This is a genomic window from Chryseobacterium potabilaquae, from assembly GCF_902728265.1.
GTDB lineage: Bacteria > Bacteroidota > Bacteroidia > Flavobacteriales > Weeksellaceae > Chryseobacterium > Chryseobacterium potabilaquae.
The window spans coordinates 53,378-77,108 of sequence record NZ_CACVBR010000014.1; the positions used below are offsets into that span (position 1 = coordinate 53,378).

Genomic DNA, 23,731 nt, shown 5'->3' on the forward strand with positions numbered 1-23,731 from the left:
ATACTATTTATTGGAAATAGAAATGTACTATTTTAGTAATAGGAAACCTAGTGATGGATAATAAAACTTTCTGATAGTTGATTAGTGAAGAAATGAGAGTAAATTTTGCAATAAAACAACTCCAATTAAAAGAAACATTCTCAATTGCGTACGGAAACTATAACAAAAGAGAAGTATTATTTATTGAGCTTTCTCATCATCATATTAGGGGATATGGAGAATGTGTAGCAATAGATTATTACCAAATTAATCTTCAAAGTTTTATTATCAAACTAAAAAATATTCAGTCAAAGATTGAAAATCACGAAATTGTTGATCCTAAAGATTTTTTCAAATTTTTACGAAGTTTGAACCTACATCCCTTTTTACTTTCTGCTTTAGATTGTGCATATTGGGATCTTTTTGGTAAGTTGGAGAATAAAAATTTTATTGAGCTCAATCATCTTCCCTCCAATGTGTTTGTGGAAAGTTCGATTACGATATCTATTGGGAAGATTCAGGATCAAATTGAGAGAATTGAAAGAAGCAGCTGGAAAAAGTTTAAAGTAAAATGTAAAGGACTCCATAAAAATGAGTTGGAAAAGCTTTTGAAATTAGATCAAAATATAGCGCTTGATTCTAATGCAAGTTTTACTAATGAGGATTGTCTTTGGTTACAGGAAAATAGGGCTGTACAAAAGTTTTCGTATATAGAGCAACCAAGGCCGATTGATCATTTTAAAATCTTGAAAAAAGAGGCATATGCCAATTGGATGGCTGATGAAGATTGCCAAAATATGGATTCTTTGGAAGAATTAATTCCTTATTATAAAAGTATAAATATTAAATTGATGAAGTGCGGAGGGTTGACTCCGGCTTTGGAAATGATTAATAAAGCACGAGAGCTTAATTACAAAATTATGATAGGTTGCATGACAGAGTCTTCAGTTGGGATTTCGGCAGGATGTGTTTTAACAAGTATTGTTGACTATGTTGATTTAGATGGTGCAAATCTTATATCCAACGATTATGCGAGAGGAAACTTTATTGATAATGGAAGAATAGTTATGTCAGAAAATCCAGGTTTGGGAATTGAATTAAAGTTATGATTAAATAACATAGTATAAAATAGTGAGATATAAAAAATAGACTTTATGAGAAGCCTATTTTTTATTTACAGAGATAAGATAATCGTAAACCATTTGATGTTGGTCATCAGTCAAATGAGCTTTTGGAGCCATCCTGCTTAATGTTTTTATCCATCCTTGATTATCATGCTTTTGAGGATTTGGTAGTTTGTGACACTTGGTACAAGAGCTTTCGAAAATCGTTTTTCCTTGATTTATTTGTTCTGATGAGGTGTATTTAGGTCCGGTTACGGCTATGCTTTTCGGTCCACATGATACGATAAAGAGTGCCACTAGTATTAAGCCTAATATCTTTTCTTTCATAATAATATTTTTATTGTACTTATTTTTTTACAGAAACTATATAGTCATAAACCCACTGATGTTGTGCGTCCGTCAGTTTTGCTTTTGGAGCCATAGAATTCATGATTCCCACCCATTGAACGGAGGTATGAGCTGTTGGTTCGGGTAATTTATGACACTTTCCACAAGAGTTTTCAAAAATGGTTTTTCCTTGGACAATCTGCTCAGCTGTAGATGTTGAAGCACCCATTGTCGTGGCAGTTGCAGGAGATGTTTTAGGAGTACACGAAGCTAACAAAACAACAGAAAGTGTTGCGATAAAAATTGAATTTTTCATGTTAATTTTTTTGATTCATAACAAATGTAGGAAATAACTTCTCCGGCTGATAAAATCAAGGGTATTTTTAATTTAGAAGAAATAAAATTAAGAACGCTTTTTATGGTGATATATTGGTTAATTTCATATTTTTGAATTAATGAAATTTTCTACTCAAGAACTCATTAATGGCATACAATCAGGAAATAAGCGCTTGATCGCTAAAGCTATTACACTTGTTGAAAGCAAAAAGGTTGAACATAGACAGCAAGCAGATGAATTACTAAAAATCATTATGCCATACACTGGGAATTCTATTAGAATAGGAATAACAGGAGTACCTGGTGCTGGAAAATCCACTTTTATAGAAAATTTTGGAAAATTGGCCATAGCTCAGGGTAAAAAAGTAGCTGTTCTAGCTATTGATCCAAGCTCTTCTGTTAATAAAGGAAGTATTCTGGGTGATAAAACGAGAATGGAGGAGTTGGCGAAGGAAGAAAATGCATTTATCCGTCCTTCTCCCAGTTCGGGGTTTTTAGGAGGGGTTGCCAATACTACTTTTGAAACAATGATGATTTGTGAAGCAGCAGGATATGATTATATTTTAATAGAAACCGTAGGAGTAGGGCAATCGGAAGTTTTAGTAGCAGATATTACAGATGTTTTTTTATTCTTAAAAATTATTGGAGGTGGAGATGAGCTACAAGGAATAAAAAGAGGAATTATGGAAATGGTTGACATTATTTTTATTAATAAGGTACATGAAAGCAATCTTTCTAAAGCAAAAAATACAAGATTAGAACTTAAAAGAGCTTTAGATTTTATTCCATCAAAAGAAAAATGGAAAGTTCCGGTACTCCTTGGTTCAGCATTAAATAATAAAGGGCTGGAAGATGTCTTTTTAAGAATTAAAGAGTTCATCATCTTGAAAAATAAATCAGGTAATTTTGAAAAAATAAGATCGCAGCAAGCCGAGAAAAGATTTGAATATTGGGTACAGGAATATATTTTAGCCAATGTTAAAAAAAATAGTGCTGCAGAAAATGCTTATATTCAGCATAAAAAAAATGCTTCCACAAAGGTTTCCAATCCTAGTACCGAAGCAAAATTATTTGTAGATGAGTTTTTATCTAAACGAGATTAAGGCTTAGAATTCACATCATTTTTGTCAACATATCCATCATATGAAATAGGTTGTCGATCACTACTCTTCATAGATGTAAATGCTTTTCCATTTTTGAAGACCTCAATATAAATTTCACTTACCGTACTTACATCTTTTGGGTTTATTTTAATAATCCAATTTCCTTTTTTATTTTGAGACTTATTTACAGTAAAATCTTTTGATACAAATTTGTATCCTGTTTTGTCTGTACTTCCATAGGATGGATTAAAAGACCTTCCAAAATAAGGCAAATAAACATCTAAAGTATCATTTTTTAATATGATAGTATAGCTTCCATCAAGTTCAAGAATTCTTGTTGAAGTAGAATTTGGAATTGAATTCATCACGTTAATTACATCATAATTGGTTGGGTTAGCCCTTTGGGCATGAAATGTAAAATTTTGTGAATTTACCAAGCTATCAACAGCCTTTGGGTCTGATGAACTTTGAGAAGAACAACTTTGGGAAAAAAATAAAAACCCCAAAAATAAAAAGAATGAAATATATGTTTTCATAAGATTAAAATAATTATTAAATTTAAATAGCAAAATGTATGCAAATTTTTTTATTGGAATATTTTGGAATAATAATTGTTAAGGTTGAACTAAATAACACTGCATATTATGAGAATTTCACAAATATTGGGAGCCGGAGCAATTGCTTTATCGGTTACAGCTTGTACAACAAATCCAATGACTGGTAGGCAGTCATTTCAGATAGGTTCTTTAAATTCAGAAATTGAAGCATCATCTCTACAACAATATAAAAAAACACTGTCTGAATCTAAAGTGATTTCCGGAGCCCAGGCTCAAAGTGTAAAGAACGTTGGAACTAGAATAAAATCCGCAGCAGAAAAATATTATGCAAGTATTGGAAGAAGCTCTGCTTTAGCTAATTATAAATGGGAATTTAATCTTATTCAAAGTAATGAACTGAATGCATGGTGTATGCCGGGAGGAAAAGTAGCTGTTTATACAGGAATTTTACCTGTGACAAAAAATGATAATGGTCTTGCAGTAGTGATGGGGCATGAAGTTTCTCACGCATTAGCCGGACATGGAAATGAGAGAATTTCCCAAGCAATGGTAGCGCAATATGGAGGTGCTATTCTAGGAGGAAGTATTTCTAATGCTCAATGGGCGAGTGTTTTTGAAAAAGTATATCCAATAGGATCTCAAGTGGCTCTTCTAAAATATGGAAGAACACAAGAATCAGAAGCAGATGAGATGGGGCTATATCTTATGTCAATGGCAGGATATGATCCAAGAGAAGCCATTCCTTTTTGGAATAGAATGGAGGCAGCTTCTACAGGTTCAAGACAGCCGGAGTTTTTATCTACACACCCAAGCCCGGGAACTAGAATTTCAGATATTAATAAAGACCTACCGAAGGCTTTAGAATATTATAAAGCAGCCGGAGGAAAAATATAACTTTAATCTAAGTAAAACCTTACTAAAGTACATGTTTTTTATTCAGTAAGGTTTTTGAATCATTCACTTAAATACAATGTTATGAAAAGTTTATCAATTACAGGACTTGTACTTCTAGCATTATCGGCATTATTATTTTATCTTACAACAGATTTTACTGTTGAAAAAGTTACACTTTCTCATATTATGGGAGTGATGGCCGGGATCGGAATAGGATTAATAATTGGTGGAATGGTGGGATATATGAGTAAAGGAAGTGCAATAAAAGCAGACCAGAAAAAAAGAGAATTTAAACAATTACAAAAAGATAAAGCAGAACTGGAGAAACAAGCTAGTGAAATAGCCAAGCGAGAAGCAGAATTGCAAAATCAAAATAAAAATCCTCAGTCTTACTAGACCGAGGATTTTTTGTGGTTTTTATTCAAATTTCTAGAATTTGTATCCAACACCTAGCATAAATAAGCTTGGTCTGTTATCATAACGAATCTCCTCGCCAGAAACTCTGTTAATAAAGTTTCTTGTATCCTTACTAAATGCCCCTTCATATTTGGCATTCAGAATAAGTTTTTTGATTTCAAGCTGTGCTCCAAACTGGTATCCCACAGTAAAGTTATCCCTTGAATTTTCTTTAAAATTATTAAAGGTGTCTTCTTTACTTAGATTATAGCTGGCAACAGGACCAACAAACACTCCCAATGTATTTCCTAAAAGATTGTAACCTAAAAGAACAGGGACATCTATTCTGTTAGATTTAATTTTAAAGGTTGTATTGGAAACCGGATCGGTAAAATCATTTTTGAAATGCGTATAATACAATTCCGGCATTACATAAAAAGAAGTGGGTAATCCTACTTTCAATGAAAGCCCTACATTATATCCTACACTGTTTTTTCCTTTACCATCAAAGGCTTGGTTTACAGTTCCTTTAATATTACTCCATGATGGAGAGCCTGTTGGAAAAATTAAGTTAGCTTTTCCGGCAAGAGAAATCTGTGCTGAAGCTAGCATAGATGCTCCTATTAAGGCCATACTAAGAGTTTTCTTCATAATCATTATCATTTAGTTTAGTTATTGTATTATCAATAGTTTTATTATTTTCAAGTAAATATTCTCTTAATTCTTTGAATAGCTCTGATGAATAAACGAAATCAATTAGATTTTTATTGCCTGCTGTGATGAGAATATCTTTGTTACCTTCCCATTCTTTGATTCCTAATCTTAAATACACAATCTTTTCTCCTATTGTCATTACGGAGTTCATGTCATGGGTATTTATGATAGTCGTTGTATTATATTCTTTGGTGATTTCAAGTAATAAATCATCAATGACATTAGATGTATAAGGATCGAGACCGGAATTGGGTTCGTCACAGAATAAATATTTAGGGTTATTAACAATGGCTCGTGCAATGGCCACCCGTTTTTGCATTCCTCCTGATATTTCAGACGGAAACTTTCTGTTGGCTTTATCCAAATGTACTCTTCCAATAACCTCAAAAACTCTTTTCTTTTTCTCCCTATAGGTTAAATTGGTAAACATATCCAAGGGGAACATAATATTTTCCTCTACCGTTAAAGAGTCAAATAATGCACTCCCTTGAAAAACGGTGCCAATCTCAGATCGTAAGTGTTGCTTTTCGTCTCTGGACATGGTATTAATATCTTTTCCATCAAAGAGAATCTCTCCGGAAGAAGGCTGATAAACATTCAATAAGCTTTTTATAAAAACGGTTTTACCGGATCCACTTTGTCCAATAATTAAGTTTACTTTTCCTTTATCAAAAGAGGTTGAAATCCCTTTTAGTACTTCAACATCATCGAAACTTTTTTTCAGATCTTTTACCTCAATCATTAGCTTAATATTAATTGGGTTAAAATTAATTCGGAAATGATAATAAATACCATTGTCCAAACAACAGCTTGTGTACTTGCTCTACCTACTTCAAGTGATCCTCCCTTAACGAAATATCCAAAATAAGAAGGGACTGTTGCAATGATAAATGCGAAAACAATTGTTTTTACAAATGCGTAATAGATAAATAAATTAGGCATATACATTTGGATTCCTACAATATAATCATTCTCTGTCCAGTTTCCCGTCAGCATTCCGGCAATATAACCTCCTCCAATTCCACAGACAATACTAATACCTATCAATAGTGGATTAAAAAGAATGCAGGCAACTATTTTCGGAAATATCAAAAAATTGGGTGAGTTTACTCCCATAATATCTAAGGCATCAATCTGCTCGGATACCCTCATGGTACCAATACTAGAAGCAATATATGAACCCACTTTACCCGCTAAAATCAAACTGATAATGGTGGGGGAAAATTCTAAAACCAATACGGCCTTAGTTGCATATCCTACAAAGGAGGTAGGAATTGGGAATGAAGACGTGTCAAAATTGTTATACATTTGAATAGCAACTACGGCTCCCACAAATATGGAAGTAAATACAACTAATCCAAAAGAGTTAACGCCCAAGTCATTAATCTCTCTCATGAACAGTTTCCAGAAAACACCCATCTTTTGGGGTTTCTGAATAGATTTACCTAAGAGGAGAATATATTCTCCTACTGCTGTAAAAAACTTTTTTAACATTCCGCTAAATTAGCTTTTTTTTATGAATGCTTTATTATTTTGCATTTTTATCTCCGCTGATCATTAATAATATTGTCTTTAGAATAATGATTAAATCCAAGACAAAACTCCAGTTTCTCACATAGAATGCATCTGCCATAACTCTTTTTTTCATTTCTACTTCCACATCGCCAAGATCACCTCTTAAACCACTTACCTGGGCAAGACCGGTGATGCCAGGAATTACCATACTTCTTAAACTATATCTTCCTATTTTAGGTTTATAATAATTATCAACCATAAGCATATGCGGTCTGGGGCCAACAATTGACATTTCCCCCCTCAACGCATTGATAAATTGTGGCATCTCATCAAGACTTGTTTTTCTTAGAAATTTACCGAATTTTGTAATTCGTAAATCATTTTCAGCAGTTGTTTTAGTAGTAGAGTCATTGTTGGTAACCATGGTTCTAAACTTAATACAATTAAATACCTCTTCATGAAAACCGTATCTTTTTTGGATGAAAAAAATAGGACCTTTAGATGTTAATTTGATAATGATGGCAATAATAGGAAATAACCAAGAGCAGATTCCCACAAGAATGAATAAGGAAAATAATATATCAAAAATTCTTTTCAAAAAGTAGTTAGAATAATAATCCAAAGGATATCTTGCTTGATTGAGTATAGGATGAGATTGAATATACCCTAAATCATAAAGAAAAAAATCACTTTGTGTAATGCTTGGAATCAGTGAAATATGTATTTTGTTAGCTTCCGCAAGCCTGAATATATCGTTTTCAATAGTTGGAGATATAGTGCTTTCAGTGGGTAAGAACAAGGTGTGGATTCCATTTTTTTTCCAGAAACCAATCAATTCAGTAGGTGTAATTTCTAAGGTATACTCAAAAATTCGATATCCGTAATCTTTCCTATCAGTCAAAATATTCTTAAGGATTTCTGTATTACTATTTTCTCCTAAGAACATGATATTTCTGTTGTTAATTCCTAAGCTACGTAAATATTTTATGCCAAAATATATAATGGATTTTGCCAGAAAAATAAAGAAAAATAAATAAAATGAAAGCCAATAAATATCTGAGTTAAAGAATACGTTGTAGCTGACTTTTCCAATAAGTAATACTCCAAATATGAAAAGGAGAAAATGGATTAAGAGCCGCTCAAGAAATAAAGTATAAGTTAAATTTCTTGGAATGTTATATATTTTTGTTCTTCCACTCAGAAGTATCCAAAACATAAATAGTAAAACCAATGAGAATGTATTTTGATACCATATCTCTTGGTTATTCTTTAAATGTTCATTTCTTGTGATAAAAAAGAATATGAAAATAGATGCAATAACCGTAAGGTCAAGCAAAATAATAATTGATTTAAGGTATCTTGAGTATCGTATTCTCTGCATTGATCACTGTATAACGAATACTAACTAAAAATTAAGTTAAGTATTTTAAGGAATGTTAAGATATTTATGTGTTTGAACAGAAGCTTGCCATTCTGGATGTTCTAAAATAAAATCAGTGATTTTGGGATACATTTCATCACGCTTACTCCATTCACTTTGAAGATATAATTTACAAGAATCGGAAACTTTTGCTGCCTGCTCTTCAGCAAATATAAAGTCATTATTATTAAAAACAATTACTTTTAGCTCATGAGCTTTTTTGTAAATCTCTTCTTTTGGAAGACCCGTTTTTTTTGGAGAAAGGGTAATCCAGTCTAGATGACCACTCATAGGATAGGCTCCAGAGGTTTCAATATGTATAGTACATCCTAATTCCTTTAGTTTAGAGGTTAAGATTTCTAAATTCCACATTAAAGGCTCTCCTCCTGTTAAAACTATAGTTTTGCAATGTTTTGCGGCTGTTTCAGCGATGTCTTCTGTACTCATTAGCGGATGTAAGTCAGGATTCCAGCTTTCTTTAACGTCACACCAGTGGCATCCCACATCACATCCACCTAATCGTATAAAATAAGCTGCTTTTCCGGTATGAGCACCCTCTCCTTGAAGAGTGTAAAAATGCTCCATAACAGGGAGCATTTTACCTTCTTTTAATAAAATATCTTCTTCTTTATTCATTTTCGTTAGTCATTATAGACTGAAGTTTTATAAGCAATAAGTGTATTTTTCATCAACATTGCTCTTGTCATAGGACCTACTCCACCAGGAACTGGTGTGATCCAGCTTGCTTTAGCTGTACAACTATCAAAATCTACATCTCCGGCGAGATAATACCCTTTAGGAGAGTCATCATCAACTCGGGTTATACCCACATCTACAATTACTGCACCTTCTTTAATCATACTTCCCTTTAAAAAATGAGGATCACCTAATGCTGTGATTACTATATCTGCCTTTTTTGTGTACTCCTCAATATCTTTTGTATAAGAATGTGTAAGGGTAACCGTTGAATTTCCAGGAAAGTCTTTTCTACCCATTAAGATACTCATAGGTCTTCCTACAATTTTACTTCTTCCGATAATCACACAATCTTTACCTTTCGTTTCAATATTATATCTTTCTAGAAGAGTTAAAATTCCAAATGGAGTAGCTGGTAAGAATGTATCCATTTCAAGAGCCATTTTTCCAAAATTTTCCGGATGAAAGCCATCCACGTCTTTTCTTGGATCAATTGCTTTGATAATCTTTTCTTGATCTATTTGATCAGGTAAGGGTAACTGAACAATAAAACCATCTACTGATTTAGACTTATTTAAATCATCTATTTTTTCTAGGAGTTCAGATTCTGAAACGGTACTAGGAAACTTTAAAAGGGTAGAGCGAAATCCTACTTCCTCACAGTCTTTTACTTTACTGTTTACATACGCTTTACTGGCTCCATTATTTCCTACGAGTATAGCTACCAAGTGAGGGGCTCTTCTTTTCCCTTCAAGGATTTTTTCTACTTCAGTTTTGATCTCTGCTTTTATTTCTTTGGAAACTTTTAGTCCGTCAAGAATTTCTGCCATTTTTACTTTTTATTTTTTAGATTTTTTTTAATATAACTATATCTTGGAATTCGTCTGTATCTTCTTTTTTAACATTTCTTCGCCAGTATCCTTCTTTTATTTTGACTATCGATAATCCTGCATTCGCTACCATTTCATTGAGTAAGGGAATGCTGATGGCAATATTTGCGGAAGTCACCTTATCATTCATTAATTTATATCCATCATAGATGTGGGGAAAATTCATAGATCCTTCTTCTTCGCTTTTAGTATCATCATATAAGAAGAATGTAGCTAAACACAGTCCTTCATTTTTCATCACCCTATTAATTTCGTGTAGATATCTTCTAATTTCAATGACTTGCATATGGGTAAATACCGAAAATAAGAAGACTTTGTCAAACATATTCTTACCATAAAGAAATGTGAAGTTTTCAGCCTTTTGGCTATAACTATTATACAAATCATTATAGATGGGAAAAAATTTGAATCTGAAGTGGGGGTATTTTTTACGTATATTTTTTTGGCACCATTTTATTCCCTTCTCTACAGTGTCAAATCCATCATAAGAGCCGTCTATAAGAATTTCTGTTAGAGGGACTGCGGTTCTTCCAATTCCACATCCTATATCAAGAACGTGATCCGTACTTTTTAAGTCAATATATTTTTTTAGAATATTAGCTTGACGAATTCCATGAGAAAGAAAATCACTTCTTCCGACATAAATATCTCCTTTTTTTGGTTCGTTTTTAGATCTCTTTCCTGTTACACCCTCATAGAAATCTAGCGGTGAATAATAAATTTTCCTACCTATCAGTCTGAGGCTTGCAGGTAATTTATAATAATATGATCTTAATGTAGACATTATTATTTGTTTTCTTTGTAATAGTTAATTAAACCATTGGTAGAGCTATCATGAGAGGTAATAACCTCTTTACTTTCAAGTTCAGGTAATATTTTATTAGCCAATACTTTTCCTAATTCTACTCCAAATTGATCAAAACTAAAGATATTCCAAATAACTCCCTGAACAAATATTTTATGTTCATACATCGCAATTAGCTGCCCCAATGAAAAAGGAGTTAATTCCTTGAATAGTATTGAATTAGTAGGAGTATTGCCATGGAAGACTTTAAAGTTTAATAATCGCTCAATTTCGTCATCCGAATTTCCAGCATTTCTTAATTCGTTTTCAACTTCTTCTTCTGTTTTTCCAAAAGCCAGGGCTTCTGTTTGTGCAAAAAAATTAGCTAATAATTTGTCTTGGTGATCAGAAACTGCATTACAACTTTTTGCATACGCAATAAAATCAGAAGGAATTAATTCGGTTCCCTGATGAATGAGTTGATAAAAGGCATGTTGTCCATTTGTTCCGGGTTCTCCCCAAATAATTGGACCTGTTTCATATTCTACAAATTCACCGCTTCTGTCTACGCATTTGCCATTACTTTCCATATCTCCTTGTTGAAGATATGCCGCAAATCTATCTAAATATTGTGAGTAAGGGAGTATAGCATAGCTTGTAGCAGCATAAAAATTGCGATACCAAATTCCTAAAAGCCCCATTAATACAGGAACGTTTTCAGAGAAATCTGCTGTTTGAAAATGTTGGTCTGTATCAAAAGCTCCTTTCAAAAGCTGTTCAAAGTTGTCATATCCAACTGACAGAACGATACTTAATCCAATAGCACTCCAGAGGGAATATCTACCACCAACCCAGTCCCAGAATTCAAAAATGTTTTCCTCCGCAATTCCAAACTTTTTTACTTCCTGAACATTTGTTGATAGTGCAACGAAGTGTTTGGCGACATCTTCTTGCTTTCCAGCTTTTAAAAACCAATCTTTTGCTGAATTAGCATTAGTCATGGTTTCTTGTGTTGTGAAAGTTTTAGAAGCAATAATAAACAATGTTGTTTCAGGATTTAAGTTTTTAACAACTTCTGCAATATGATTTCCATCTACATTGGAAACAAAATGAACATGTAATCTGGTTTTAAAATGTTTTAAGGCAGAGCATACCATTACGGGGCCTAAATCCGAACCTCCAATACCTATATTTACGATATCAGTAATTTCTTTTCCACTAAAACCTTTGTGTGTTCCTGAAATAATACTTTCCGAGAAAGCTTTCATATGAGCAAGAACTTTTTTTATTTGCGGTTTAATATTTTCCCCATCTACCAAAATTTCTTTATTGGAAAAATCTCTTAGGGCGGTATGTAAAACAGCTCTTTTTTCAGTTTCATTAATTTTATCTCCTGAAAACATGCCAGAAATAGCATTCTTTAGTTGACATTCTTCAGCAAGGTTCAATAAAAGTTCTTTTGTTTTTGTATCAATAAGATTTTTAGAATAATCAAAAATAAAATGTTCTCTTTGCAAAGAAAATTCATTAAAGCGATTTGGATGATCTGTAAAAAGTTCTCTCAAATCAAAATCATTCTGGCTAAAATGCTCATCAAGAGCTTTCCAGCTGTTAGTTTGAATAGGGTTTATTTTTGATAGCATAAATGTAAGGCTTAGATTATTAGATCTAGGTAATGATTCGGCTCAGATTATCTAAATCTCAGTTAATTTAATTTGCAAATTTACGTAAAAAATGATTGGAGTGAATGTTTAAAAAGAAGAAGAAATACTTAAATTTTTAAAAAAATAGATAAAAAAAATATATTTTTTATTTTTCATCCTAATTTGAAATTTTAGAGAAAGAATTTTTTCATCAGATCTTAGCTGCTTTCTATAAAAATGCTCCTAAAAAATCTAACTTTTAGGAGCAATCTATTTATTTGGCAGTTTTCTATGTGTTTTCAATATAAGATAAAAACAAAGTGGGAAATTTATAATTTAGAGGGGTGAGATGTTTTTTTTTTCTTTTTTAAAAAATAGAAGGCTACTGCGGCGATTAATAAAATTGGCCAAATCGTAATGAGCCCAATAAGTATTTTTTGGATTAAATATATCCCTTCTATAAAAGCATTTTTTGCACCGTAAATAAAATTAAATTTATATTTATTATCAATATTTTTTGTATTGGTGATGGCAATTTCTGCAATTCTTAGCTTAGGTTCTTTGATGTAGATATCAACAGTACTATATTTAATATGATCACTCATATTAAAGTGGGCTAACTGTTGTAAATTATTTTCGGCCATATTATCGTCACTCATATTGACTTTAGCTTTATTAGTCTTGAGTTGACTGATGTTCTCACCTGTTTTTTCTATTCTTTTACCTTCTAGTTCAGCATACTTTATATTTGAAGTTACATCTTCTGCATTGATTGATCTTACATTGAGAAAGAGTTTTTTATTATTGACCATTGTTAAAAGTTCTCCCAATCTTTCTGTGGGGACTTTTACTTGCATTGTGTTTTCGGTCTGATATTTTTTCACAAGTACTGCTTCTTCATTTGATGTAGTATAAGTATCTTCTGATATTACATTACTATGCAAGTTACTATGAGTAACAAATCCACCTAATTCCTGTACTGATTTTTCAATAGAGATGGTTGCATCATAAACATCTTTCACTTCCATATTTACTTCTGCTTTTTTTATAAACTGCTTATCCTTTACCTTCATAGTTGCAGCAGAAGAGATGCTGTCTGAGACGACGATGGCTGAGGAATCAGCATTTTCTGAAAGTTCATATTTACTTGCTGTTGCTTCTCCTTTTTTACAAGAATAAATTCCTAGTAAAAATAAGGTAGCAAGTGATAATCTAATGGAGGTTGTTCTCATATGATTGATTTTAAAAGTTTATATTTTTCAAAGTTCCTATGCAAAGACTTGTAAAGTTTGAAAATCAACAGTAAATAAATTGTAAATCTATCATAGTGTTATTAATTATTTTGAAATCAGTGTTTTGTATATTTTATTTGTAATTAAATATTTGTTTTCGGAGTGATTTTTGCATAACTTTTACAAATCAATCCAACAAAAAATTACTATGTCAAATGCTTTTTCTAAAATCCGTAATGTAATAGAACTATTCAAAGCTATTGACTTTGATCAGTTAAGTGCAATTTCTAAAAAAGTTGATTTGCCAAAGCTTATGCAGGGCTTTTCAAAATTAGATGATAAACAACTTGGAGGTTTGATGAAAATGCTCAATCCTAATACAGGAAAGAAAGAGCTTCCTCCAATTGATGGTGACTTCTATGATGTTTATCATACATTAACGCTAGAGCAAAGAGAAATTCAACTTAAAGTAAGAGACTTTATGGAAAAAGAGGTAAAACCTTTAGTGAATCATTATTGGCTTAGAGATGAATTTCCTTTTGAATTAATTCCCAAGTTTCAAAAACTAAATATTTGTGGGGTAACTTATGAAGGATATGGTTGTCCCGGAATGCCTTTTTTAATGGAAGGTGTTATTGCTATGGAAATGGCGAGGATTGATGCTTCAATTGCTACTTTTTTTGGAGTACAGTCGGGGTTGGCGATGGGATCAATTTATATATGTGGTTCAGAAGAACAAAAGCAAAAATGGTTGCCACAAATGCAAAAATTTGAAAAAATTGGAGCTTTTGGATTGACGGAGCCTGAAGTGGGTTCAGGTGCAGCGGGGGGATTAACAGTAACTTGTGAAAATACCTCAGAAGGTTGGATTCTAAATGGGCAAAAGAAATGGATAGGAAATGCACCATTTGCTGATTTGACTATTATTTGGGCAAGGGATGTAAAGGATGGTGAGGTAAAAGGTTTTATTGTGGAAAAAGATAATCCGGGCTTTTCTGTGGAGAAAATTAAAGGTAAAATGGCATTGAGAATCGTTCAAAATGGTTTGATTACTTTAAAAGACTGTTTAATAACGGAAGAAAATCGTTTACAAAATGCCAATTCATTTAAAGATACAGCAAAAGTATTAAGAATGACAAGAGCCGGAGTCGCTTGGATGGCAACAGGCTGTGCAAGAGGAGCCTATGAAAGTGCTTTGGACTATACAAGAAAAAGAAAGCAATTTGGAAAGCCCATAGCTTCATTTCAGATGATACAAGGTCATTTAGTGGAAATGCTTTCTAATTTGACAGCAATGCAAACGATGGTATTTAGATTATCTGAAATGCAGGATGAAGGTATTTTAAAAGATGAGCATGCTTCTTTAGCCAAAGTTTTTTGTACTTTGAGAACCCGAGATATTGTTTCTAGAGCTAGAGAGGTTCTAGGAGGAAATGGGATTTTGTTGGAATATGATGTTGCAAGATTTGTAGCGGATGCCGAAGCTATTTATTCATACGAGGGGACTAAAGAAATCAATTCATTAATAGTAGGACGCTCAATAACCGGGTTTAGTGCTTTTGTTTAATAAATAAAAAATATTAGTCCATTTCTTTGATTGTGATATTTTTTGAAATTTTGTAGTGTTTTTTCTTTCGATGTGGCTTTTCTTCCTCTCCAAGTAATTTTCCCCAAGGTTCTAAACCATTTACTCGCTCGAAAATTATTTTAAGAATGGCTATTGCAGGAATACATAAGAACATACCTGCTATTCCCCAAAGGTGTTCTCCAATAATGATTCCCAGAAAAGAAAATAAGGCGTTTATTTTTACTTTAGATCCTACGACAAAAGGAAGTATGATATTTCCATCAATAATATGAACAATGATGTAACCAAGAATAACATAAAAACAAATGGAAGGAGATCCCGTTGCAAAAGCTATGAAACATGATATAAAAAGAGAAATACATATTCCTAAATAAGGGATTACATTAAGTAAGCCAGTTAAAACAGCTAGTAGTATTGCATATTTTACATCTAATATAGCTAAAACAATGAAGGTTAAAATAGATACTATTATAACTTGAAGGCAAAGCCCGATGATATATTTTTTAGTAATAATCCTAACTTCAGTAACTACTTCCTGAACACTAGCTTTGTGCTTTTCACTAAAGATATTAACAATAAAATTGTTTAAAATTCTTCTATAGTTTAAAATAAAAATAAAGAATAATATAAAAAATAAAAAGAAGCCAAAACCTGTAGAAAATATCCCAAACGTAAATCCGAGAATCATTCCGGATGAAGAGAGAAGTTTGTTTATAGCCTGATCAATATAATTGAGTTGATCATCTATTTTTACATTGAATGTTTTGGATACCCAATGTTGGAGACTGTTGAATAGTGTGGTTGATTGATCTCTAAGATGAGGAATATCTTTACTAAAACTAACAATTTGAGAACCAAAAAAATAGACTAATCCACTGAGAATAACCATCATTATCATAACGGACATCATGGTAGACAAAGATCTTGGAAACTTTAGTTTTTTCTCCATAAAAGTTGCTATAGGAAGAAAAAGCATACCCATTAAAAATGCAAAAAAGAAGGGAGCTAAAATACTTTGACCTAAATCTAGAAGATAACCAATTCCAATAATGGAAATGATAATTAAAGAAAATCTAACAAGAAAAGGAAGTCTAAGAAAATTCATAATTTTGAAAAATGTCTCATAAAAATAAGAAAAACCGAGCAATTACCAGGCCTTTTTTGGTTAATCAGCCCTTTTCATTGTGTGGAGGTAAATAAAAACCACGTTTCATAGAATTGGAACATGGTTTTTATGGAGAAGGTTAATATACGTTTGTTAATTATTTTTCAATGGCGATACTAATAACATCTTCCATTCTGTTTACATAATGAATTTTAATGTTTTTCAAATAATCTTTTTTGATTTCATCCACATCTTTTTTATTAGCTTCACAAAGAATGACATCTTTAATTCCTGCTCTCGTTGCGGCCAGAAGTTTTTCTTTGATTCCACCTACAGGAAGTACTTTTCCTCTTAGTGTTATTTCTCCAGTCATTGCAAGATGAGGTTTTACTTTCTTATTTTTAAAAGAAGATACCATTGACGTTAGCATTGCAATACCTGCAGAGGGTCCATCTTTTGGAGTTGCTCCTTCGGGAACGTGAACATGGATGTTTTTTTTGTCTAAATCTTCTTGTGCAATTCCTAAAGCATCATGTCTGGCTTTAATATATTCTAAAGCGATAGTCGCAGATTCTTTCATCACAGTACCTAGATTCCCTGTCATCGTTAATGTCCCTTTTCCATTGCTTAAAATACTTTCAATGAATAAAATATCTCCGCCAACGCTTGTCCAGGCAAGACCTGTTACCACACCGGGAACACTTGTAATTTCAGATAAGCTTTTTGGTCTAGGAACTCCTAATATCTCGTCCACTTTTTCAATAGAAATTTTGCCATTGTATTCTTTAGATAAAGCGGTTTGTAATGCTGACCATCTTGCAATAGCAGCAATTCTCTTTTCGAGAGTTCTTACCCCACTTTCGGATGTATGAGCTTCAATAATATGTTTAAGCTCAGCATTTCCAAGCTTAAATGATTTTGAATCTAACCCATTTTCTTCCTGTTGTTTTTTGATTAAATGCCTTTTTGCAATTTCGATTTTCTCTTCAAGTGTATAGCCTGCAATTTGAATAACTTCCATTCTGTCCAAGAGAGGAGTTTGAATAGAGGAAAAAGAATTTGCTGTTGCAATAAACATTACTTTAGATAGATCATAACCCATTTCTAAGAAATTGTCGTAAAAGGACTTATTTTGTTCCGGATCTAAAACCTCAAGTAATGCGGAACTAGGATCTCCATGGATACCTTGTCCAACTTTATCAATTTCATCTAATACAATAACAGGGTTAGAAGTGCCAGACTTTTTTATCGATTGAAGAATCCTTCCTGCCATTGCTCCTATATAAGTTTTTCTATGTCCTCGAATTTCACTTTCATCGTGAAGTCCTCCTAAAGACAATCTTACATATTTTCTACCTAAAGCATCCGCAACAGATTTTCCTAATGAGGTTTTACCCACTCCTGGAGGCCCGACTAGCAAAAGGATAGGAGATTTCATATTATTTTTTAACTTTAAAACAGCCATGTGTTCTAAAATTCTTTTTTTAATATCTTCCAGTCCAAAGTGAGCCTGATCTAATATTTTTTCTGCTTTTACAATATCAAAAATATCTTTTGTGTACGTTTCCCATGGAAGGTCAGTAAAGAAATCTAAATAATTTCTTTGAACATTATAATCCGGTGAATTAGGGTTTTGACGTTGGAGTCGGCCAATTTCTTTTTGGAAATGCTCTTCTACTTCTTGATTCCACTTTTTCCCTTTCGCCTTTTTAATAAGATCCTCAATATCACTTTCTGATCCCCCTCCTAATTCTTCCTGAATAGTTCTAATTTGTTGATTTAGAAAATATTCTCTTTGTTGCTTGTCAAGATCTTTAGAGGTCTTTTGATGAATTTGATTTCTCAGTTCAAGCTTTCTGAAATCTTCATGCATCATTTCATAGCACTTATTAGCTCTTTCCATTAGATTTTTCTCTTCAAGCAATTTTTGCTTTTCAGTATATGGGAAATTAGCATTTGTACAGATGAAATTTAGCAAATCATCATTGTTGTTTATATTCTTTATAGCAAAATTTGCAGCATTGGGAATATTGGGATCGAGTTCAATGATTTTTAAAGCAAGATCTTTGATATTTTCAAGTAAAGCTTCGTATTCGTCCTTATTTTTAGGGTTTGAATCCTTTAATTTTGAAATCTCAGCTCTAAAGTAAGACTGAGTATGAAGCATTTTCTTGATTTTAAATCTCTGAAAACCTTTTGTTATAGCTGTAATATTACCTTCAGGAAGTTTAATGATTTTAATAATTTTTGCTAAAGTTCCTATTTGGTATATGTCTTTTTCGAAAGGAAGTTCCAGGTCTGAATTTTTTTGACTTACAATTCCAATCAAATCGCCATTTTTTTGTGCCTCTTCAATAAGTTGTATGGATGTTTTTCTCCCTGCTGTAATAGGAATTACCACATTGGGAAACATGACCATATTTCTTACAGGAAGGATTGGGAATATCTTTTGTTCGGAATTTTTTGCAGTTTCTGAAAAATCAGAAATGTTAATTTCCTCTGCTACAATATCAAACCCTTCACCGATGATTTCATCAAAATTTATATCTTCAAATTCTGTCATAATTATTCAAATGACAATTTGTCATTTTCGTTTTAAATCGTTATATTGCTATTTCATAATATATGCTGAAAATAGACAACATATAATACATATATAATAATGCGCAATACTTATGCCATTTGTTTTTTAATGAAAAATATGGTCAAAATTTCCTTTTTAGTATAATTAGATCGTAAAAAAAATAAAAAAGGAACTTCGACTTCTGTAATTTCTTAAAAATGTGTATTTTCGCAAACTGATAAAAAACTATAATTTATATAAATGGCAATTTTAGGACAGATTAGGAACAGACCTTGGCTATTAATGGGTGTAATTGCATTGGCGCTTTTAGCGTTTTTGGTCAACCCAGATAGTATTGATAAGGTTTTTGGTAAGAATCCTGATGTTTTAGGAAAAGTAAATGGTGAAAAAATTACACGTGAAGAGTTTTATGATCAACTTTTCGTAATACAACAACAGGCTGAGCAGCAAGGACAACCCAAAACGGGGCTTGAAGAGCAGGCTTGGCAGTTATTGATTCAATCTAAACTTATCAAACAACAATTTGAGAAATTAGGTTTTGAAATGACGGATGATTACTTCTGGAACCAGATTCAGTATGATCAAATGTTTGCTCAAAGTAAACAGTTTTATGATGAGAAGGGTAATTTTAAGACACAGGAAATTAAAAAACAAGTAGAGGACTTAAAACAACAAAATCCCGAAGGATATAGCCAATGGCTTAAGAATAGAAAATCTATTGAATATCGATTAATGGCGAGACAGGTGTTTGCCAATCTTTCGGCTGGTGTTACAACAGGTAAAAAGGAAGCTGAAGAATTAATGAGACAAAGAGATCAGCTTGCGGATATTGATTTTGTTAAAATTGATTATACTACTTATCTTCAGAAAACAAAGATCAATGTAACCACTCAAGATTTAGCAGGTTATATTAAACAGCATCCTGTTATGTTTAAAACGGAAGCGAGTAGAAATATTGGTGTTGTTTATTTTCCTTCTCAGCCAAGTACTGCTGATGATGCAGCGGCTCAAAAAGAGATTACAAAATTATTTTCTGGAGGAACTGATGCTAGTGGGGGAACAGAGAACTTTCAAAATACAAAGAATGACTCTATGTTTATAATGGCAAACTCTGATATGCCTTTTAGCAATCAGTATGTACAGCCTAGCCAATTGCCTCCAACTATCCAAGCCCAAATCGCAACTGCTTCGATAGGTCAAACATTCGGACCTTATAAAGAACAAAATGTATATGTGGTCTCTAAACTTTTAGGTAAAAAGACATCAGATTCTACATTATCAAGACATATCCTTATTGCTTTTAAAGGAAGTCCTGCAGGGGAAGGAGTTACTAGATCTAAAGAGGAAGCTAAAAAATTAGCAGATTCTATTGGAGCCATAGTAAAAGCAACACCTGCTAAATTTACTGATTTTCTTAAGCTTTCTAGTGACCCAAATTCTGCAGCTCAAGGAGGAAGCTTAGGATGGACAACTCCTGAAACACCTTTTGTTCCTGAGTTTTTACATTATTTAGCAAACAATCCGAAAGGGGCAACTGGAGTTGTTGAAACTCAATTTGGGTATCATATTATTAATATTGAAGATAAAAAGACTGGAGCGTTAGTCTATAAAGTTGCTAACCTTGTGAAAGCAGTTAAGCCATCTGATGCTACAGAGTCTGAAATAGATAAAAAAGCAAGGAAATTTATTCAACAAGTTCAAGGGAAATCTTTTAATGATTTTGTAAATATTGCTAAAAAAGGGAATTATCAGTTTTCTAATCCAAAGCAGGCAAAAAGATTTGATGGAAAACTTCAAGGATTGGGAACAGACAAAGATGCAGATATTTTAGCTTGGGCCTTTGATAAGAAAAGATCTAAAGGAGATACAGAATTCTTTACGGTAGATGGAACAGGCGATAAAATTGTTGTTTATTTAAATGGAAAACAAGAAGAAGGTCTTGCTGATCCAGAATCTGTAAGAGACCAGATTGAAGTAATTGTTAAAAATAAATTAGCAGCAAAACAAATATCAGATAAAATTACAGCGGCTAAGGCTTCTGGTTTAGATCAAATAGCAAAACTATTTGCAACTACGAAGCAAAATGCACAAGTAAATATATTAAATCCTTCAGTAGCAGGAGCTATGGAACCTAAGGTTGCAGGAGCAGCGTTTGGAGTGGCAAAGGGTAAGATTTCTAATCCAATAGAAGGAGGTACAGCGGTGTATGTTCTTATTAAAAAGAATGAAACAACGAATAAACAACCTGGAGATCTTAAACAGTTTACAGAATCTATTACGCAGAGAAATACTGGGATGTTTGGACAAGCTTGGTTAAAGAGTTTGCAAGATAATGCTGACATCAAAGACTTTAGGATAGAAATCTGGAATAAAACAGGTTCTCAACAATAATAAAATTAATTCTTATTAAGAATAAAAGCGGCAATTTTTTTTGCCGCTTTTTGTATTTAGGGCAGAACAATAAAAGAAAAACATTAATTTAAAATGTATTATATTTGCTCATTAGAAAAAATTTAGAAAGTGAAATTTAGTAAAGAATTAAAAGCTGGTGCGATAGCGCTATTGGCTATTGTGGGCTTTGTATTATTATTTCAGTTCATGAAAGGGAGGAGTCTTTTCACTACCGACAATATATTTTTCGCAAAATATGATAATGTTGAAGGTTTGGCTCAATCAGCGCCTGTTTCTATTAATGGCTTGAAAGTGGGGCAGGTTGATAAAATTATCCCTAAAAATTTAAATAATGGAAGAATTAACTTTATTGTTAAAATTACAGTCGATAATAACTTTCAATTTTCCAAAAATTCAACATTAGAGATTTTTGAACCTGGTTTAATGTCAGGAAAAGAAATGAGGATAAATCTTGAGTATGGAGGAATAACAGCAAAAGATGGAGATACACTCAAAGGAGCATTTAAATTAGGTACTTTGGGAAGCCTTTCATCTCAAGTAGGACCTGTTAAAGATCAGTTACAAACCGTTTTGCATAGAGTAGATTCTTTAATGGCAAACGCCAATCTACTTGTAGACAATCAAAATAGAGCAGAAATTAAAGCTCTTCTTTCAAATCTTAATAAAACTGTTGCAGCATTGCAAACGACAGCAGGAAATGTGAATAATCTAGTGGGACATAATGATCCTAAACTTCAAAAAGTATTAGATGATGCAAGTTTAACCATGCAGAGTGGAAAAGTAACATTAGACAAATATGGTAACTTGGCGGAAAGTATTGATACGAAAAAATTGAACTCTACCATTGCCAACCTTGATATTACTGTAGGTAAGCTTAATCAAGTGATTGGGGGTATTGATAATGGGCAAGGAAGTTTAGGTAAATTAATGAAAGACGAGCAGCTTTATAATAATTTAAATGCGGCATCTACTAATTTGAATTCATTGATTGAGGATATGAAAGCCAATCCGAAAAGATACATTAATTTCTCAGTTTTCGGTAAAAACAATAAAGACTAATACACACACATGCAATATATTGATAATATTATTTTTCTAGTCTTACTAGTTGCTGGTTTTGGGCTGTTTGGAAAAAGCCTGCAAAAGATATACAGAAACATTAGATTAGGTAGGGAAATCAAAAGAAATGACAAAAAAGAAGAGAGATGGTCTACTATGGCACGGGTTGCTATGGGGCAGAGCAAAATGGTAAAGCGTCCTGTCGCCGGAATTTTACATCTTTTTGTTTATATAGGTTTTGTTATCATTAATATAGAACTTGTTGAGATTATTGTTGATGGCGTTTTTGGAACACATCGTTTTTTATCTTCAGTATTAGGACATAGTTTATACAACATATTTACTGCGACATTAGAAGTCTTGGCTCTTTTAGTTGTCATCGGAGTCGTTATATTTTTTATTCGTAGAAACTTCTATGGAGTAAAAAGATTGACAATGAAGGAACTTTTTGGATGGCCAAAGCAAGATGCAAATTGGATTCTGATTATTGAATTTGCCCTTATGATGGCTTTCTTTAAAATGAATGCTTCAGATTGGGTTCTACAACAAAGAGGCCTTTTACCAGAGCATGGAAGTTTTCCAATCAGTTCTAACCTTTTAGGACCTTTGTTTAATGGTTTTGGTGATGGATCATTATTTTTTATCGAAAGAGCTGCATGGTGGTTTCATTTTGTGGGAATTTTGTTCTTTATGAATTATCTATATTATTCGAAGCATTTGCATATTATTTTGGCTTTCCCAAGTACTTGGTATGCGAATTTGGAAAAAAAAGGGAAGTTTAATAATCTAGATTCAGTGACAAAAGAAATCAAATTAATGATGGATCCTAATGCTGATCCATACGCTGCTGCACCTGCAGAAGGGGAAGAGGAAGCACCATCAAAATTTGGAGCAGAAGATATTTTTGATTTGAATCAAGTTCAGTTATTAAATGCGTACTCATGTACAGAATGTGGACGTTGTACTTCAGTTTGCCCGGCTAATATTACAGGAAAGAAACTTTCTCCGAGACTTATTTTAATGAAAACAAGAGATAGATTGGAAGAAGTAGGAAGAAATATTGATAAAAACGGACAATTTGTAGATGATGGTAAAAAGTTATTAAATGACTATATCACAAAAGAAGAGTTATGGGCTTGTACTACTTGTAATGCTTGTACAGAAGCTTGCCCTGTCCTATTAGATCCTCTTTCTATTATTTTTGAAATGAGAAGATTCTTGGTGATGGAACAGTCTGCTGCTCCGCAAGAACTCAATCTAATGATGACAAACGTAGAAAATAATGCTGCACCTTGGCAGTATAATCAAGCTGATCGTTTAAATTGGGCAAACGAAAATTAATATAAGAATATTAATTAAATGTTGTGACGATA

At 32.6% G+C, this 23,731-nt stretch carries 22 protein-coding genes; 8 read left to right on the forward strand and 14 right to left on the reverse strand.

Annotation, left to right across the window (positions count from 1 at the left end):
• Nucleotides 1–92 precede the first annotated feature (92 nt).
• Nucleotides 93–1,088, forward strand: coding sequence for an enolase C-terminal domain-like protein (locus CHRY9293_RS09405; RefSeq protein WP_162032743.1), 996 nt, complete (start codon nucleotides 93–95; stop codon nucleotides 1,086–1,088).
• Between the two features lie 54 nt (nucleotides 1,089–1,142).
• Here the strand turns inward: CHRY9293_RS09405 and CHRY9293_RS09410 are convergent, their stop codons facing one another.
• Nucleotides 1,143–1,400: a cytochrome C gene (locus CHRY9293_RS09410; protein ID WP_228455504.1), complete on the reverse strand. Its 258-nt coding sequence runs from the start codon at nucleotides 1,398–1,400 to the stop codon at nucleotides 1,143–1,145.
• 49 nt (nucleotides 1,401–1,449) lie between these two features.
• Nucleotides 1,450–1,746, reverse strand: coding sequence for a c-type cytochrome (locus CHRY9293_RS09415; protein ID WP_162032745.1), 297 nt, complete (start codon nucleotides 1,744–1,746; stop codon nucleotides 1,450–1,452).
• A 139-nt stretch (nucleotides 1,747–1,885) separates the two neighbouring features.
• Between CHRY9293_RS09415 and meaB the strand changes: the two genes are divergently transcribed.
• Nucleotides 1,886–2,869 carry a methylmalonyl Co-A mutase-associated GTPase MeaB gene (gene meaB / locus CHRY9293_RS09420; protein ID WP_162032746.1) on the forward strand — a complete coding sequence of 328 codons (984 nt, stop codon included), beginning with the start codon at nucleotides 1,886–1,888 and terminating at the stop codon, nucleotides 2,867–2,869.
• Here meaB and CHRY9293_RS09425 read toward each other — a convergent pair.
• Complete coding sequence (locus tag CHRY9293_RS09425) at nucleotides 2,866–3,405, reverse strand: DUF4251 domain-containing protein (protein ID WP_162032747.1); 540 nt, start codon at nucleotides 3,403–3,405, stop codon at nucleotides 2,866–2,868. The two genes, meaB and CHRY9293_RS09425, sit on opposite strands and share 4 nt — an antisense overlap.
• Before the next feature lie 108 nt (nucleotides 3,406–3,513).
• Between CHRY9293_RS09425 and CHRY9293_RS09430 the strand changes: the two genes are divergently transcribed.
• Both CHRY9293_RS09430 and CHRY9293_RS09435 read left to right on the forward strand, forming a co-directional pair.
• A complete protein-coding gene (locus CHRY9293_RS09430; protein WP_122545430.1) occupies nucleotides 3,514–4,320 on the forward strand; it encodes a M48 family metallopeptidase in 807 nt (268 codons plus the stop codon).
• Between the two features lie 81 nt (nucleotides 4,321–4,401).
• Nucleotides 4,402–4,716 (forward strand): hypothetical protein, encoded by a 315-nt coding sequence (locus tag CHRY9293_RS09435; RefSeq protein ID WP_122545429.1) that lies wholly within the window; start codon nucleotides 4,402–4,404, stop codon nucleotides 4,714–4,716.
• A gap of 33 nt (nucleotides 4,717–4,749) precedes the next feature.
• Here the strand turns inward: CHRY9293_RS09435 and CHRY9293_RS09440 are convergent, their stop codons facing one another.
• From CHRY9293_RS09440 to CHRY9293_RS09480, 9 genes are all read right to left on the reverse strand, one after another.
• Complete coding sequence (locus CHRY9293_RS09440; protein WP_162032748.1) at nucleotides 4,750–5,367, reverse strand: outer membrane beta-barrel protein; 618 nt, start codon at nucleotides 5,365–5,367, stop codon at nucleotides 4,750–4,752.
• Nucleotides 5,351–6,172: an ABC transporter ATP-binding protein gene (locus CHRY9293_RS09445; RefSeq protein ID WP_162032749.1), complete on the reverse strand. Its 822-nt coding sequence runs from the start codon at nucleotides 6,170–6,172 to the stop codon at nucleotides 5,351–5,353. The genes CHRY9293_RS09440 and CHRY9293_RS09445 overlap by 17 nt, the downstream gene beginning before the upstream one ends.
• Nucleotides 6,172–6,924: an MlaE family ABC transporter permease gene (locus CHRY9293_RS09450; protein WP_162032750.1), complete on the reverse strand. Its 753-nt coding sequence runs from the start codon at nucleotides 6,922–6,924 to the stop codon at nucleotides 6,172–6,174. The genes CHRY9293_RS09445 and CHRY9293_RS09450 overlap by 1 nt, the downstream gene beginning before the upstream one ends.
• A 34-nt stretch (nucleotides 6,925–6,958) precedes the next feature.
• Nucleotides 6,959–8,326, reverse strand: a complete 1,368-nt coding sequence (locus CHRY9293_RS09455; protein ID WP_162032751.1) for an exopolysaccharide biosynthesis polyprenyl glycosylphosphotransferase — start codon at nucleotides 8,324–8,326, stop codon at nucleotides 6,959–6,961.
• 45 nt (nucleotides 8,327–8,371) lie between these two features.
• Nucleotides 8,372–9,001, reverse strand: coding sequence for a 7-carboxy-7-deazaguanine synthase QueE (locus CHRY9293_RS09460; RefSeq protein ID WP_162032752.1), 630 nt, complete (start codon nucleotides 8,999–9,001; stop codon nucleotides 8,372–8,374).
• Nucleotides 9,002–9,006: 5 nt separating this feature from the next.
• Entirely contained in the window at nucleotides 9,007–9,891 is an 885-nt protein-coding gene (locus tag CHRY9293_RS09465) for a bifunctional 5,10-methylenetetrahydrofolate dehydrogenase/5,10-methenyltetrahydrofolate cyclohydrolase (RefSeq protein ID WP_122545424.1), read from the reverse strand.
• A gap of 16 nt (nucleotides 9,892–9,907) precedes the next feature.
• Nucleotides 9,908–10,735 carry a class I SAM-dependent methyltransferase gene (locus CHRY9293_RS09470; RefSeq protein ID WP_162032753.1) on the reverse strand — a complete coding sequence of 276 codons (828 nt, stop codon included), beginning with the start codon at nucleotides 10,733–10,735 and terminating at the stop codon, nucleotides 9,908–9,910.
• Nucleotides 10,736–10,737: 2 nt separating this feature from the next.
• A complete protein-coding gene (gene pgi, locus CHRY9293_RS09475) occupies nucleotides 10,738–12,378 on the reverse strand; it encodes a glucose-6-phosphate isomerase (protein ID WP_162032754.1) in 1,641 nt (546 codons plus the stop codon).
• A gap of 329 nt (nucleotides 12,379–12,707) precedes the next feature.
• Nucleotides 12,708–13,610: a DUF4349 domain-containing protein gene (locus CHRY9293_RS09480; RefSeq protein WP_162032755.1), complete on the reverse strand. Its 903-nt coding sequence runs from the start codon at nucleotides 13,608–13,610 to the stop codon at nucleotides 12,708–12,710.
• A gap of 208 nt (nucleotides 13,611–13,818) precedes the next feature.
• Between CHRY9293_RS09480 and CHRY9293_RS09485 the strand changes: the two genes are divergently transcribed.
• Entirely contained in the window at nucleotides 13,819–15,177 is a 1,359-nt protein-coding gene (locus CHRY9293_RS09485; RefSeq protein WP_162032756.1) for an acyl-CoA dehydrogenase family protein, read from the forward strand.
• Between the two features lie 13 nt (nucleotides 15,178–15,190).
• Here the strand turns inward: CHRY9293_RS09485 and CHRY9293_RS09490 are convergent, their stop codons facing one another.
• Nucleotides 15,191–16,303, reverse strand: coding sequence for an AI-2E family transporter (locus CHRY9293_RS09490; RefSeq protein WP_162032757.1), 1,113 nt, complete (start codon nucleotides 16,301–16,303; stop codon nucleotides 15,191–15,193).
• A gap of 157 nt (nucleotides 16,304–16,460) precedes the next feature.
• Nucleotides 16,461–18,866, reverse strand: coding sequence for an endopeptidase La (gene lon / locus CHRY9293_RS09495; protein ID WP_162032758.1), 2,406 nt, complete (start codon nucleotides 18,864–18,866; stop codon nucleotides 16,461–16,463).
• 261 nt (nucleotides 18,867–19,127) lie between these two features.
• Between lon and CHRY9293_RS09500 the strand changes: the two genes are divergently transcribed.
• The 3 genes from CHRY9293_RS09500 to CHRY9293_RS09510 all read left to right on the forward strand — a co-directional run bounded on the left by CHRY9293_RS09500 (nucleotide 19,128) and on the right by CHRY9293_RS09510 (nucleotide 23,699).
• The gene (locus CHRY9293_RS09500) at nucleotides 19,128–21,278 is read left to right on the forward strand and encodes a SurA N-terminal domain-containing protein (protein WP_162032759.1); all 2,151 of its coding nucleotides are present in this window, start codon (nucleotides 19,128–19,130) and stop codon (nucleotides 21,276–21,278) included.
• A gap of 129 nt (nucleotides 21,279–21,407) precedes the next feature.
• The gene (locus tag CHRY9293_RS09505) at nucleotides 21,408–22,358 is read left to right on the forward strand and encodes an MlaD family protein (protein WP_162032760.1); all 951 of its coding nucleotides are present in this window, start codon (nucleotides 21,408–21,410) and stop codon (nucleotides 22,356–22,358) included.
• A 9-nt stretch (nucleotides 22,359–22,367) separates the two neighbouring features.
• Complete coding sequence (locus CHRY9293_RS09510) at nucleotides 22,368–23,699, forward strand: 4Fe-4S dicluster domain-containing protein (RefSeq protein ID WP_162032761.1); 1,332 nt, start codon at nucleotides 22,368–22,370, stop codon at nucleotides 23,697–23,699.
• Nucleotides 23,700–23,731 lie beyond the last annotated feature (32 nt).

What these genes read in the sequence shown, in the direction of transcription:
- CHRY9293_RS09510 (WP_162032761.1), top strand. Translation starts at nt 22,368, where the DNA reads ATGCAATATATTGATAATATTATTTTTCTAGTCTTACTAGTTGCTGGT.
- CHRY9293_RS09430 (WP_122545430.1), top strand. Translation starts at nt 3,514, where the DNA reads ATGAGAATTTCACAAATATTGGGAGCCGGAGCAATTGCTTTATCGGTT.
- lon (WP_162032758.1), bottom strand. Translation starts at nt 18,866, where the DNA reads ATGACAGAATTTGAAGATATAAATTTTGATGAAATCATCGGTGAAGGG.
- CHRY9293_RS09455 (WP_162032751.1), bottom strand. Translation starts at nt 8,326, where the DNA reads ATGCAGAGAATACGATACTCAAGATACCTTAAATCAATTATTATTTTG.
- CHRY9293_RS09415 (WP_162032745.1), bottom strand. Translation starts at nt 1,746, where the DNA reads ATGAAAAATTCAATTTTTATCGCAACACTTTCTGTTGTTTTGTTAGCT.
- CHRY9293_RS09445 (WP_162032749.1), bottom strand. Translation starts at nt 6,172, where the DNA reads ATGATTGAGGTAAAAGATCTGAAAAAAAGTTTCGATGATGTTGAAGTA.
- pgi (WP_162032754.1), bottom strand. Translation starts at nt 12,378, where the DNA reads ATGCTATCAAAAATAAACCCTATTCAAACTAACAGCTGGAAAGCTCTT.
- CHRY9293_RS09405 (WP_162032743.1), top strand. Translation starts at nt 93, where the DNA reads ATGAGAGTAAATTTTGCAATAAAACAACTCCAATTAAAAGAAACATTC.
- CHRY9293_RS09450 (WP_162032750.1), bottom strand. Translation starts at nt 6,924, where the DNA reads ATGTTAAAAAAGTTTTTTACAGCAGTAGGAGAATATATTCTCCTCTTA.
- CHRY9293_RS09490 (WP_162032757.1), bottom strand. Translation starts at nt 16,303, where the DNA reads ATGAATTTTCTTAGACTTCCTTTTCTTGTTAGATTTTCTTTAATTATC.
- CHRY9293_RS09470 (WP_162032753.1), bottom strand. Translation starts at nt 10,735, where the DNA reads ATGTCTACATTAAGATCATATTATTATAAATTACCTGCAAGCCTCAGA.
- CHRY9293_RS09425 (WP_162032747.1), bottom strand. Translation starts at nt 3,405, where the DNA reads ATGAAAACATATATTTCATTCTTTTTATTTTTGGGGTTTTTATTTTTT.
- CHRY9293_RS09500 (WP_162032759.1), top strand. Translation starts at nt 19,128, where the DNA reads ATGGCAATTTTAGGACAGATTAGGAACAGACCTTGGCTATTAATGGGT.
- CHRY9293_RS09465 (WP_122545424.1), bottom strand. Translation starts at nt 9,891, where the DNA reads ATGGCAGAAATTCTTGACGGACTAAAAGTTTCCAAAGAAATAAAAGCA.
- CHRY9293_RS09440 (WP_162032748.1), bottom strand. Translation starts at nt 5,367, where the DNA reads ATGAAGAAAACTCTTAGTATGGCCTTAATAGGAGCATCTATGCTAGCT.
- CHRY9293_RS09480 (WP_162032755.1), bottom strand. Translation starts at nt 13,610, where the DNA reads ATGAGAACAACCTCCATTAGATTATCACTTGCTACCTTATTTTTACTA.
- meaB (WP_162032746.1), top strand. Translation starts at nt 1,886, where the DNA reads ATGAAATTTTCTACTCAAGAACTCATTAATGGCATACAATCAGGAAAT.
- CHRY9293_RS09485 (WP_162032756.1), top strand. Translation starts at nt 13,819, where the DNA reads ATGTCAAATGCTTTTTCTAAAATCCGTAATGTAATAGAACTATTCAAA.
- CHRY9293_RS09435 (WP_122545429.1), top strand. Translation starts at nt 4,402, where the DNA reads ATGAAAAGTTTATCAATTACAGGACTTGTACTTCTAGCATTATCGGCA.
- CHRY9293_RS09460 (WP_162032752.1), bottom strand. Translation starts at nt 9,001, where the DNA reads ATGAATAAAGAAGAAGATATTTTATTAAAAGAAGGTAAAATGCTCCCT.